Below are 12,497 nucleotides of genomic sequence, written 5' to 3'. Positions count from 1 at the left end.
AAGGGGACAGTGTGTCTCAAGCCAAGTTTATTGAAGCAATCTTTGAAATTGCTGCTTAAGGGAATGAAAACGATACCGATCGTTTGTCCCTAATCAGTTTTTGCGACACAACCACAATGGGAATGTGAGCCGCTTCGATCGCCCCTGCCGTTTGCAACAAACCCACAGGTTTCCCAAAGAATAGATAGATGGCGATCGGCAGCAACGCTAACAGTACCACAATGTAAAATTTACGCAGAAACTTCTCATTCACCCAGCGACCGCGTACTCCAAATCCTTGCAGAATGATCTGTGTTCCATCAGCAAACATACGTCCAAATCCATCCTGCACTGAAAGTGTGGTGCTGCAAAAGGTGATAAACACGATCGCAATCATAAACCAGAAGCCAAACGGACCCCACAAGTCACCCAGCCGGCTTCCCAATGTTTCGGCAACCTGCTCCTCTCGGGGAACAAGACCTTGAGGACGCAACAACTCACTCCCCAAAATCAGGAATGCTAAAGCGGCTAGCAGTGCCCCGATCACAGCCAGGGTATTAGATAGCAACATTTGCATTGTCCATCCCTGCAAGTGCTGCTGTTCCTCACGCCCCAATTGGGAAAAATTAATGGGTTCTTCTTGCTTAAAGGCAGCGGCTCCATAGCCTTTAGCTCCAACTCAGTAGGAATACCACATCAGTCCTGCGGCACCTGCCAACATAAAACCGAGCCATGGCAAAATCTCGTTATACCGAATATTCGATGGAATTTGAGGCACCAATCCAGAGGTTAGTTGTCCAAGATTTGGGAAAACAATCACAGCAGCAGCAACCACGGCGATTGTCCGAGCAATTCCTATATAGGATGAGATTTTCTCTACCCCCTCATATTGCCCTAGAAAAACGATCGCAGCGGTCACAAGAACAATAATCACAGTCCAGAGTTGAACCGTTCCTCCTGTTACCAAAATCAAGGCAGTAGAAGCGGTTCCCGTGAGTCCAGCAACAGTAGCAATTGCAACAACAACTTGTGGAATTAAGATTAACCAAACTGCCCAGTTTTTAGGACCTGGAAGTCGCCTAAAACCTTCCAGAATAGTTGCTCCACTACAAACGGTGAAACGTCCAATCTCACCATTAATAAACCATTTTAGAATTACGGCAGCCAGGAGTGCCTATAGCAAAGAATAGCCATAAAAAGCAGCAATTCGAGGGGTAAACAACAGTTCTCCAGATCCTGCTGCCGATAGCATCCAGATAAAGCTAGGACCTAGCCACAGAAAACGCTGCCAACCTTGTGGAGGTTTGGGTATCCGTTGAATATTATCCTCTTGTTGCTCGGCGGTTGGAGATGAACTGTAGTCATTTTGGCTACTCATTTTCTTGTCGCCTTAGAAAATATCTGTTTGGGACTGGTTAAACTAATTGTTTGAGAAGCTTGGTTACTGCCCTTATAGGATATTTGAGCAGCAGCAGATATCTTCTGTAAGAGCGTAGCATTCAGCAGATAAACTCTCAAACTAACCGGAATTTTTTGCCCGAATGCTAGCCTCTACACGGTCTTGGGCTGAAGATTAGGCTTTTCAAATATTCTCTTACCCGGTATTGGATACAAAAACCAGGGCTCAAGGCAATCTCTTCTGTCGTTACACTCGGTTAAGTGTATAGGTTAGAAATTATTGCTACTTCTTGCTAATGGAGGAAGAGGGTTTCAAACTCTTGAATGACTGAAGTTTCATAGGCATTTCATTTTTGTATGAAATGCTCAATGTAGAAGATTAATAACGTAATACCCGTAACATATCCATCAATAAGTATCTATAAATAAAGAAGGTAACTAATGAGTAAATGGAATATTTGGAGAAATGCGACTTTTACTGATTGAAGATGAACCGGATTTGGGTGCAGCAATTAAAAAGGTGCTGAATCAGGAAACTTATGTAGTGGACTGGATTCTAGATGGAAATCAAGCTTGGAGCTACTTAGAAACTCAGTGGACGGAATATACCCTGGCGATTATTGATTGGATGCTGCCGGGAATGTCAGGTTTGGAGTTGTGCAAGCGTTTAAGAGCAAATCACAGTTCGCTTCCGGTCTTGATGTTGACAGCAAAAGATCGGATGGAGGAGAAGATTATTGGACTGGATGCAGGTGCAGATGATTATTTAGTCAAACCTTTCAAAATGCCGGAACTGCTTGCCCGACTGCGGGCACTACGACGACGATCGCCCCAACTTCAGCCACCCCAACTTCAGGCTGGAAATCTCACGCTTAACTACGGTACTCATTCAGTCACTCGCCAAAATGCCACTGACGAGAAAAAACAAGTTATTCCACTCACTATTAAAGAATTTCAACTGCTGGAATATTTCATGAAGCATCCTAACCAAATCGTCAACCGCGACCAGATTATGAACCAACTCTGGGAAGTGGATGAGGAACCTATTAGTAACGTAGTTGCAGCTCAAGTTCGTTTGCTCAGACGCAAATTAGAAGACAGCAATAATAGTCTGATCGAGACGATTTATGGGGTAGGCTATCGCTTTAACCCAAATCTATAATCCTTTAGCTTTTGTACCACAAAGCGATCGCAACACTCACCCAACGGGGTGCAGAATAGTGCGATCGCTCCTTGGGAAATCTTCAACCCTTTCACACACTTAATTTGTCACGCTGTTAAAGTAGCGGTCGTGACACTTTTCATAGGTCATCTGTTGCTTGAGTGTGGTTGCTGCCGTTTCGCTGAGTTCGCATTTCAGCTAACTGCCGCAGAGAACCACTGATGTTCCGAGGGTTGGGTGTCTTGCGCTTGCCTGCGGGCCATCCTTCGCGCTGGTGGGAGCGATCGCCATCGGTTTCTTCGGTTTGGTCGTGGAAAAGAATCTGTTGAGTAGGGAAAGGTAGATCGATGCCGTCGGCAGTCAGTTTATTCTTAATTGCTGTTAGCACTTGATCTTGCATATCAAGAGCATCGGCACGGCGGGGTGGGTTAATCCACCAACGGGCGCGAATGTTCACAGAACTCCCTGCTAACTCCATGACTAAAGCGTCAGGCGCAGGATTCTTCAAAACACCATCCACACTAGCGATCGCTTCCAAGATTAATTGTTTGGCTTGATTAATATCGTCTCCATAACCAATGCCTACGTCATATTCCAAACGGCGATGGTCAAAAGCTGTGTTAACCGTGACTGAGTTAGTGAATAGTTCAGCATTAGGAATGACAATACGACGACCATCATAGGTTCTAATGGTCGTGGCACGAGTTTCAATATTCTCAACCGTTCCTTCAAACTCTTTAAACACAATCTGGTCATCCAGTTGAAAAGGCTCGGTCAAGAGAATTAAAATCCCTGCCAGGAAGTTTTGCAAAATATCTCGGAAGGCAAAACCGATCGCAACCCCACTAATCCCCAGCAGTTGCACCAAATCACCTGCTCTAAAGGTAGGAATGATAATGGATAACGCTACAAATAAACCCAATAGGATTGTCAAGCCTTGAGCTAAGCGCCCCAACACCATACCCAAGTTACGAGCCTGACGGCGATTGCGAGTTAACCGTTTGACCAGCCTTTTAATCCATCTTCCTACAAACACAAAGAGCAGGAAGACAATGAGTGCTAAGACAATGTTTGGCAGCAGGGCGATCGCACCATTAATCATCTCCTGAACTTTAGACCAAGCTGTAGATATCTCTAAATTCATAGCGTTTCTCTAAACTGCTCTTGTAATCTCCAGTTCAAATACCTGATTAGCTGAGGTCTTCCCGGCCATCTTAATGTACGGATCTAAAGCATTTTTCCCTTCATGCTTGCGACAGATTAAACATCTCTATCTTGAAGGTTAAGCACGTTTCATGCTGATTTCATTTTTGTGTGAAATGCTCGACGCAAAAAACTTGATGTTGATGACTGGCAACAGGAGCTTGACCTAAAAGGAATTTCCAAGCCCCTGTTCCAAAGCTCGATGAATTAGAACTGCTGCTTCCGCCCGCGTCAAAGGCTGGCTGGGCTGGAGCTGGGTAGATTCAGCAGAAAGATCTCCCAAATAAACGCCAGCCTCGATCGCAGCAGCGATGCCTTCTTTGGCATATTCAGGAATCTCAGCAGCATCCTGGTAATACCAGAGTGAATCGCGCATGGCAGTAGCCGGATCTAAGTCTAGAGCGTTAGCGATCGCTACCAGTGCAGCAGCTTTTGAAATAGGTTGCTCTGGACGAAACTCATCGTTAGGAAATCCGTTGAAGAATCCAGCCTGTGTTGTATCGGCGATCGGTGAAGCCGCCCAATAATCAGAAGACACATCGCTGAAGCCACCCGTCAATTGTTCTACATCAGGGTTAAAGAATGCCCATACGGAACGAATAAATTCTGGTGTTGGTGACGAGTTAAAGGCAGTATCCAGCATGGTTGCGAATTCGGCGCGAGTCACAGGCTGACTGGGGCGAAACTCACCATTGGGGAATCCTCGGATAATGCCTCGCTCTGCCAACGCTTCAATGGAATCGCTTGCCCAGAAGTCTTCAGGGACATCTGCCGTCAATTCGGCTGGTTGCCATGCTCCCAAATAAATATAAGGTCTACCCCTACGACCAAAGCCAGCAATCAGATTGATCACGCCAAAGTACTCTAGAACGGTTCCCATTGCAACAATGAGCAAAAGCAATAGAGCTATAGAGGCACCTAACCCACTTCCTCGTTTTCGCGGAATCGGTTCGTGAGCAGGCGTAGGCATTTCGTTAACAGGGTGTGAATGAACTGGAGGAGACATAACCTTCTATTGAACTCGGCATGTAGTGTTAATCTGGAGTGCCGACTCTAGCAAACCTAGAACTTCGGGCAAAAGGTGATTAGCTAGATTGTCAACTTATCAAAGGGAATCAAACTCACACCGTTATCCCTTTGCTTCACTGAACCAGGGAAACCTTAACCCTGCTACTCACTCCCTACAACCTAATAGGTGACACAAAATTATGAAATCAGCATGAAATAAACATAAGCTTCGCTGCCAAGCATTTAGAGGGCGATCGCCCCTCCATTCCCTCATCCCCTTGCATCTTTGATATTGTCACCTCAATTCTTTGCTGTTTGTCCACGTAACAGCGGTGTCCTTGTGCAAACCTTTAGTGCGCCAAGCCAAACCTTTAGTGCGATCGCTGCAAAGCTTAGTTTGCAGACGTATTCCTTTGTTGTGTGCGTGCAAACCTTTAGTGCGTCAGGACAAACCTTTAGTGTGAGCACGTAATCTTTTAGATTATCTATGCACAACGTTATTGTTATAGAGCAACATAAAGGTTGCGGACTTCACAAGTCTGTGTTGCCTATGCACAACGTTATGCGATTGATAAAACTCAATGATCGCCAGCTTGTTCTTTGGATTAGAGCTTCAGCCCATCCCCTCAGAGAGAGGTAAAAAAGCGGGTTGAACTGCATACTTTGGTCGGTAGAAGATTTTTTGCCACTGTTCTTTGTCAACTTGGTATGCAGCAAGATCGCCTATTCCATCAAACTCGTCTGCGGTTAGCAGGTTGGTATGCTGGGGTGATGGGCTGTACTTTAGCGCTGTTTGGGTTTGGCACCTATGGGGTGATCGCAGAAGCCTACGGCAAAACGATTGATCGGGGACTCGAATCGGTGACAGGAATCTTGGCTCAGCAAATTGAGCCAATCCTTGAGCGACCGGAGCGGTTGAGCCAACTTGCGAACTACCTCAGAGTTTGCCTGCCCAAGGCAGAGTGCTTACCCGCCATAGCAGAGACCCAACCGCCTTTAACGAATCTGACGTCCCCTGCCGACTACTATATTCGCTTGCTTGACCCCGAGGGAAACCCAATTATGGTTGGTGGCATCGAGCTAGACGAATTGGCAATTACTCCAGGGGATCAGCAGTGGCGAACGGTTACAGATTCTCAAAAAAATCGCTATCGTCAGGTTTCCTTGCCGCTGCATCTACAGGATCAGGTTTGGGGATATGTGCAGGTGGGGCGATCGCTTCAAGACCTGGACGAAAATCTAGAAGATTTACGCTGGATGCTGTTGCTCGGTTGCCCGATTGCTGTGATGCTGGTTGGAGTGACCAGTTGGTGGTTGTCAGAGCTAGCCATGCAGCCTGTCTATCGGTCTTATCAGTACATGGAGCAATTTACTGCTGATGTTGCTCACGAGCTTCGTACCCCTCTTGCCGCAATGGAGGCAACGATTGAGGCTGATGTTCGACTCCACCGGAAATCTGAAGGCTCTCCTGGGATAGACCGGGAGACGATCTCCGTTTTTCAGCGACAAACTGCGCGGCTCTCTCAGTTGATCAAAGACCTATTGCTGTTGTCCCGAATTGATCGACGCGAACTGGCAGGACGGCACCGACTTTGTTGCTTAAATAACTTGGTAAGTGACTTGGTTGAAGAATTGGCATTTTTAGCCGTTGAAGCAGATATTCAACTCTCGTTGAAGATACGGGTTCAGCAACCCGTCCACATTTTGGGAGATGAAGGGCAACTCTATCGATTAGTTTCCAACCTGCTCAGCAATGCAATCCAGGTAACTCCAGAAGGGGGACAAGTTACCGTTATTCTGGATCGAGTTGACCAACATGCGCTAATCCATGTGCAAGATACAGGGGTGGGAATTGCGCTGGAAGATCAGGCTCGAATCTTCGATCGCTTCTACCGAGTTGGGCAGGAGCGATCGCGCCGCACCGGAGGCTCAGGTTTAGGGTTGCCGATTGCTCAGGCGATCGCCCGAATGCATCGCGGCAGCATTCAAGTTAAAAGTGAACTGGGAAAAGGCAGTGTATTTACCCTGCGCCTGCCGCTGCAATAGCTTTTTGTATAGTTTTAAGTGTCCAATTTGCAATCTTATGTCAACTGCACTGCTGGTTCTAGGAAGTCTGATTATCCTATTTGTGATGCTCGATGTTTTAATCACAACGCTGACGGTTGGAGGCGGCGGTCCTTTAACCAGTCGTATGTCTGCTGGGTTATGGCATATTGCGTTGCAGATTCACCAACAGCGCTCAAATCATCGGCTGCTACTGTTCACAGGTTGGGTTATTCTGGTCACGACAGCGCTGGTTTGGTTTACCCTAATCCTAGTAGGATGGCTGCTGATCTTCAATGCGTCAGATTTGACTGTGTTGAATGCTTCTAGCAAACAGCCAGCTAGCGGCTGGGAAAGAGTTTATTTCGTTGGCTATACGCTCTCTACGCTGGGTATGGGAGACTACCAGCCCAATGGTATCTTATGGCAACTGGCAACAGCAGCAGCCTCAGCTAACGGTTTTGTGATGACATCGTTGACGATTTCATATCTCATCCCGGTTGTCTCAGCAGCCACTCAAAAGCGCCAGCTAGCCGTTTATATTTCCGCTCTTGGTGGAACGCCAGATGAAATTGTTGCAAGAGCCTGGAATGGCAGAGACTTTGGACAGCTTGATCAGCATTTGATCTCACTGGCTACTCAAATCGCTTTGCAAGGAGAACAACATCTCACTTATCCAATTCTTCACTACTTTCATAGTGTTGAACGCTCTAAAGCCCCAGTCCTGAGTTTTGTGGCGTTTGATGAAGCATTGACGTTACTGGAATATGGAGTCAAACCATCAGCCCAACCTGACCCAGCCGCACTAAGACCCGTGAGACGGGTAAATGCAGCTTTTCTAAGAACATTGACATCCGCTTACATTGAACCCGCATCTGAAAATCCACCCCCCCCACCGCTTCACTTGCTGCGTGCCTTGGGCATTCCGACCGTGAGCGATCGCGAGTTTTGGGAGTCCATCAAACACTTAACGAAACGCCGACAGCTGTTATTAGCGCTGGTGCAAGAAGACGGATGGACTTGGAACAGTGTAGCCTCTAGTCAAACTACAAGCCGAGGCGATGGACTCGATGATCACACTTTGATTGATCAAAAAACGTTGCATTAAGCAGCAAACAACAGTTTCTCAAAGTATGGATGTGAGTTGAATTGAGTAAGTAATGATACGTCAGGCGATCGCACAGGAGAAACCGTACCATGCGTCAACTACTGATACAAGTGCCACGCGGATATGGAAAAGACGTTTTAGATACAGCTAAAGCTCATGATGGGGCAAACCTGTCATTAGTTGAAGCAACAGGCAGCAAACAATCTACAGATCTGGTGACGATTCATGTCTCCAACCGCAAAGTTGAAGGGCTACTAGAAGCCCTGGAAGGGATACCGGACTTACAAATTACTCTCAATCCTCGGGGTGTGTTGACCCTCCAGCCACCAGCAGATGAAGCAGCACAGCAAGTCACTGATGTAGCAGTCCGTAGCCCGATTGAAGTGTTTCTCTCTGGGCTGCAAAGTGTCGGTTCCTGGCAAGGCTTTTTGGGCTATGCCGCTGCCGCTGGCGTTGTCGTTTGGATTGGGTTATTTACTAACACGACTTACCTTTTAGTCGCAGCCATGCTGATTGCTCCCTTTGCCGGACCAGCCATGAATGTGGCACTGGCAACTGCACGGGGCGATCGCTACTTACTAGGTCGAAGTTTAGTTCGCTATTTTGCTGCCTTAATTGTGACGATCGCTGTAACTGCATTCCTCAGCTTTGTGCTGCGACAACAAGTCACCACCGAGCAAATGGCTGCAACTAGCACGATTTCTGCCGTTGCCGTGTTTCTGCCCGTCGTGGCAGGTGCAGCAGGGGCGCTCAACCTGGTGCAATCTGAACGCAGTAGTCTGGTTTCTGGTGCAGCGACAGGAATGTTGGTTGCGGCTTCTTTGGCTCCCCCGGCTGGACTGGTAGGCATGGCAGGCGCAATGGGTCGCTGGGATTTGACCATCAACGGGGTGTTTGTGTTGCTGCTGCAACTGGTGGGGATCAATCTCTCAGCGGCGATCGTATTTCGCCTGTATGGCATATCTGCTCAAGGTACACGCTACAAACGAGGGAAAGCGTGGGCATTTCCAGCGATTTTGACGGTAACTGTGGTGGCGATCGCCGGACTATTAACCTGGCAATTCTCCAGCTTGCCAAATTTACAGCGCTCTAGCCTAACTCAACGCGCAACCGCAGACATCAAAATGGTTGTAGATGAAAGTGGATTAGCAAAACTTGTTGAAGCAAACGTGCGCTTCACCCGTCCTGATATTCAGGGGCAAAATACATTGCTGGCGACTGTTTATGTGCAACAGCAAAGTACTAGCCAATCCACAGAGGCAATCCAGTCTCAACTAACCCAAGACATCCAGACCCATTTGCTCAATCAGGGCTTCAATGTTACTCCATTGGTCAATGTCACCGTTTTACAAGCACCTGAAAGCCCCTAGCTCTAATTTTCCGTACTTTCTTCCCAGTCATTCATCACATCCTCAACCAACACTTCCTTCAGGCACACCTGGGCTACCACCAGCAGGGGCAGCGCCAGCAACAGCCCCATAAATCCAAAAAAGATAGAGAAAGCCAGCTGCGATAACAGCGTCACTGCTGGCAGCAAGGAAACCTGATGCCGCATCACGAGCGGAGTTAGGACATTACTCTCAACCTGCTGAATCAGAACATACAGCCCCACGACAGCTAGTGCTTTCCAAGGTGCGTCGAGCAGTGCCAAGGCCGCAGGAGGAATGACACTTAAAGTCGGTCCAAGATTTGGAATAAAGGTGAGTAAACCTGCCAGAGAAGCGTTAGCCAAAGGTAGCGGTACACCCAAAAACCATAGCCCTAAACCACTCAGGACAGCAATTACAGTCATGTTAAATAGAATTCCGATTAGCCAGCCCGTCAGAGCAATTTCGCACTCTGAAAGAATCTTATCCACTCGACGGCGGTAAAATCTGGGAAAGATTAGCAAAAACGCTCGACGGTACGATCTTGGGCTTGCCAGCAGCATAATTGTGACAACCAAAACCAGCAACAGGCTCAGAATAATTTCAATCGAGTTCGTGAACAAGCCATAGAAGTTGCCAAACAGTTGACTAATGAAATCAGGAAGCTGCTGGGTGAGACGAGTCAGAATGCCAACGTTGTCTTCTGCCTGCCCTGGAATTCGTTCACTTAACCTTTCAAAGGATACCCGTAGTTGATCTAGCCCTTGAGGAATTGCATTAATCAACTGAGGAAGCTGATCAAAGAAGGGTGGAATAATGAGTGCAACTAGGATCGCAAAGAGAATGAGTACGGTAGTTACCGATAGTACAATGCCAAAGCCCCGGTGGATTCCTCCTCGCTCCAACCGTTTCACCAGTTGGTTTAGAACTGTTGCTAAAACCACCGCTGTAAACGCCAGCAGAAGGACTTGCCGAATTTTCCAAAGAATATATAGAGAGAGAACCAGAGCAAGAAAACCTACCCAGTGCCCTAGACGCACAAATTTAACCCTCGTTTTGGCTACAAGCTTACTTAGATGCCATCAACAATACTGGTTACTGAGTAAACTTGTCATCATCCAATGCCCAGAAATTAGAGCAATCGATCGCCTGTTTCGTCAAAGCGATAGAGGGATGAACCGCACATTTCAAATAGGCATTCTGGCTAAAGAATCGACAGTTTGAGCAAGGACTCTCTGGTTGAACTAGAGGAAAAGCGGAGGACGGCGGAGCAGGGCGATGGAGAAACAGTTGCTTGATAGAGAATACAATCCAGGCAACAAACATAAAGCTTAAAGGAGCCGTGAACCAAACAAATAGCAAAATCTCTAGCGGGGTCGTTAATGCTTCCCGAACTGGCGCTCTTCCTTCCGAAGAAATGTCGCTAGAGGAAACCAGCATAATCTGTTGCGTTGGATTCATAGATTTTGCTTTCCACCATTTATTCCCAAGATATAAACGAGTCTCAAAGCTGGTGCTTAAACATCAAGGGCAATAAGTTAAATCATTTGCCGGCACATAACCCTCCAGCGGTACTTGAATGGGAACCCAGCCATTAGTACCTAGGTTTACAATAGTTACGTTGCGTCCCCTCTCAACTACGCCAACTCGTTCAGAATCAATTGACGGTTCTTCTCGCACGACTAGTCCATTTGTAGCCTTAACTTGACGGCAATTTGAAGGAGCAGGGTCAGCTTGTTCGCAAGGGACTAAATAACTTGAAAACATATAGCCTTCAATCGGGGCAGAAACAGGCACCCAACTCTCCGTCTGTTGCTCCAACACAGTAACATTACGTCCATAAAGGACTGCTCCAAGGATTCTGCTGTCGATGGTTGGTTCTGCTCGGACGTAAAGCCCTCCCCTTGCACTCACTTGACGACAAACACCTGATGCTTGCGCTAGCTGCATATTATCCTCGTTCCCGGAAAATTCATTTTCCACGGGAGGGATGGAAGCACTTTGAAGGGAAGTAGCTCTGACAGCAGCGATCGGAAACCCAAAAGTAATCGCCAACAGGGAAGGTAGAGTTATTGCTGCTAAAAACCGTTGCCAGATATTAATTTGTTTCATTTTTTTCACGCAGTTTTCATTAGTAGTTAGTCTGCAAAGAAGTAAAAAGAAAAGCCGTTGAAATAATGAATTTGAGGGCTAGTGTTTTTACTATCTGAGTACTACTTTAGAAATTTGAAGTAAGTTTCTCGTCTAGCCAATGGAGGAAACAAAATTTCTAACATAAGAGCAGCAAAAATTTCATGCTACTTTCACATTTCGCAACTAAGCAAAACTAACATTCTTACAAAGAAAAATGTTCCGCACTATTGCGGAACGCGCAGATAATATTGACATCAAACCCAAACTAAACAGCCTTAACGCAAACTGATGCCCAAATAATTGCCTACCTTTGTGTCCTAATCTACTACAGGTGGAACAGCCACCAGCCTGAGGACAACATCAATTAAATTTGACAAGTCAACAGGTTTGGGCAGGAATTCCTGACATCCTACTGTTCTAGCTTGCTCCCGATCTACCTGACGTACAGATGCAGTCACAGCTACGACTGGAAGATGCTGGTTATCACCCAACTCTCCTCGCCTTAACGCTTCTATGAATAGATAACCTTCTCCATCCGACAGCCTCGGTTCAAATAGAACTATATTGAATTGATTAACGCTAAGAACACTCAAAGCTTCTCTAACAGAGAATACTGCAACGACATGTGCCCCTTCAGCCTGAAGGACAAAGCGGAATAGTTCTACTGTATCTCTATCGTTTTCTATCAGCAATATTTTCACTTCTGACAAAGGCTGATCTGAGGTCATGGCGAATTCATTACTGTAAACAACAGAGATTTTTTCTTCTTTCTTTGAGTACTTTGTGTCCAATAAAAGACTATCTATAGCAATCTCAAATGAGTTATAAGAGACGCATCTCGAAGGAGTGTATCTCTTACAACGTATCTGTTTCACAACTAAATACAGAGCTGCTATATTTTTGCTTTAATAGTGACAATAAAATGTTATTAGCTGATTATGAAAAACGAGTGAAATTAGAATTGCACAAATCTACTAGCTAGTGTTGCTGTTGGCGAATAGGAAAATCAGGCAAAACAGCCTCATTCTGTAGTACGCCACGGTCACTCAAGTAGAAGCAAGCTAAGTGCACTAGCATAAGCCTATAGCTGCTCTAG

The 12,497-nt window shown here is 46.4% G+C and carries 10 protein-coding genes and 1 pseudogene; 4 read left to right on the top strand and 7 right to left on the bottom strand.

Annotated features, from left to right (window positions below; translation table 11 throughout):
- Positions 1–112: 112 nt before the first annotated feature.
- Positions 113–1,357 (bottom strand): annotated as a pseudogene (locus H6G00_RS36775) (Nramp family divalent metal transporter); the annotation flags it as partial.
- A 486-nt stretch (positions 1,358–1,843) separates the two neighbouring features.
- On the opposite strand from H6G00_RS36775, the gene rppA reads away from it, so the two are divergent.
- Positions 1,844–2,539 carry a two-component system response regulator RppA gene (rppA, locus tag H6G00_RS22165; RefSeq protein ID WP_190798411.1) on the top strand — a complete coding sequence of 232 codons (696 nt, stop codon included), beginning with the start codon at positions 1,844–1,846 and terminating at the stop codon, positions 2,537–2,539.
- A gap of 139 nt (positions 2,540–2,678) precedes the next feature.
- Here rppA and H6G00_RS22160 read toward each other — a convergent pair whose 3' ends face one another.
- Both H6G00_RS22160 and H6G00_RS22155 read right to left on the bottom strand, forming a co-directional pair.
- Complete coding sequence (locus H6G00_RS22160) at positions 2,679–3,683, bottom strand: mechanosensitive ion channel family protein (protein WP_190798410.1); 1,005 nt, start codon at positions 3,681–3,683, stop codon at positions 2,679–2,681.
- Positions 3,684–3,908: 225 nt separating this feature from the next.
- Positions 3,909–4,748 (bottom strand): S-layer homology domain-containing protein, encoded by an 840-nt coding sequence (locus tag H6G00_RS22155; protein WP_190798409.1) that lies wholly within the window; start codon positions 4,746–4,748, stop codon positions 3,909–3,911.
- A gap of 710 nt (positions 4,749–5,458) precedes the next feature.
- On the opposite strand from H6G00_RS22155, the gene rppB reads away from it, so the two are divergent.
- The 3 genes from rppB (at position 5,459) to H6G00_RS22140 (ending at position 9,271) form a co-directional block, all read left to right on the top strand.
- Complete coding sequence (gene rppB / locus H6G00_RS22150; RefSeq protein WP_190798408.1) at positions 5,459–6,796, top strand: two-component system sensor histidine kinase RppB; 1,338 nt, start codon at positions 5,459–5,461, stop codon at positions 6,794–6,796.
- Positions 6,797–6,833: 37 nt separating this feature from the next.
- Positions 6,834–7,901, top strand: a complete 1,068-nt coding sequence (locus H6G00_RS22145) for an ion channel (RefSeq protein WP_190798407.1) — start codon at positions 6,834–6,836, stop codon at positions 7,899–7,901.
- An 89-nt stretch (positions 7,902–7,990) separates the two neighbouring features.
- Complete coding sequence (locus H6G00_RS22140; protein ID WP_190798406.1) at positions 7,991–9,271, top strand: DUF389 domain-containing protein; 1,281 nt, start codon at positions 7,991–7,993, stop codon at positions 9,269–9,271.
- A gap of 2 nt (positions 9,272–9,273) precedes the next feature.
- On the opposite strand, the gene H6G00_RS22135 is transcribed toward H6G00_RS22140, so the two are convergent.
- The 4 genes from H6G00_RS22135 to H6G00_RS22120 form a co-directional block, all read right to left on the bottom strand.
- Positions 9,274–10,308, bottom strand: a complete 1,035-nt coding sequence (locus H6G00_RS22135) for an AI-2E family transporter (protein ID WP_190798405.1) — start codon at positions 10,306–10,308, stop codon at positions 9,274–9,276.
- Between the two features lie 55 nt (positions 10,309–10,363).
- A complete protein-coding gene (locus H6G00_RS22130; protein WP_190798404.1) occupies positions 10,364–10,729 on the bottom strand; it encodes a hypothetical protein in 366 nt (121 codons plus the stop codon).
- A 63-nt stretch (positions 10,730–10,792) separates the two neighbouring features.
- Positions 10,793–11,380, bottom strand: a complete 588-nt coding sequence (locus H6G00_RS22125; protein WP_190798403.1) for an SH3 domain-containing protein — start codon at positions 11,378–11,380, stop codon at positions 10,793–10,795.
- Between the two features lie 338 nt (positions 11,381–11,718).
- Positions 11,719–12,129: a response regulator gene (locus tag H6G00_RS22120; protein WP_190798402.1), complete on the bottom strand. Its 411-nt coding sequence runs from the start codon at positions 12,127–12,129 to the stop codon at positions 11,719–11,721.
- Positions 12,130–12,497 lie beyond the last annotated feature (368 nt).

Origin of the sequence: Leptolyngbya sp. FACHB-541 (assembly GCF_014695875.1) — a bacterium.
GTDB lineage: Bacteria > Cyanobacteriota > Cyanobacteriia > Elainellales > Elainellaceae > JAAUTN01.
This window is presented reverse-complemented; position numbering and strand designations above follow the sequence as displayed.